This window comes from Anabaena sp. CCY 9613 (assembly GCF_963920895.1).
In the GTDB taxonomy this organism is placed as follows: domain Bacteria; phylum Cyanobacteriota; class Cyanobacteriia; order Cyanobacteriales; family Nostocaceae; genus Cyanocohniella.
The window spans coordinates 1-272 of the sequence record NZ_CAWUDE010000064.1; the positions used below are offsets into that span (position 1 = coordinate 1).

The 272-nt window shown below is 63.2% G+C and carries 1 protein-coding gene; it reads right to left on the reverse strand.

Annotated elements, in window-relative coordinates:
• The coding region (locus tag ACM0OT_RS23820; protein WP_414566844.1) for a thiamine pyrophosphate-binding protein at positions 1 to 152 on the reverse strand (152 nt) is incomplete at its 3' end.
• Between the last annotated feature and the right edge of the window lie 120 nt (positions 153 to 272).

The following is a 272-nucleotide window of genomic DNA, read 5'->3' on the forward strand; positions in this document are numbered from 1 at the left end:
TCTTCATGGCGGACATGCATCCATTCGATGGTGTCCAGGCGTCGCAGACTGTCGTTCAGGCCGTTCAGACTGTCGCCGGTCACGCCCCAGATGCGTTTCACGCCGACATTGGCCAGGGTCTGGGCGATCAGGTCGGCGACGGTCATCGACATGGGGGCGTCCTCATGGGCGGCCGGTCATCGGCCCCGGTCATGGGATGACGCGTCAGACGCACAGCCGTTCCCCGGCTGAGACTTATTGTCTAGGTTTGGCGGCGATTTCCCACCTCTCCG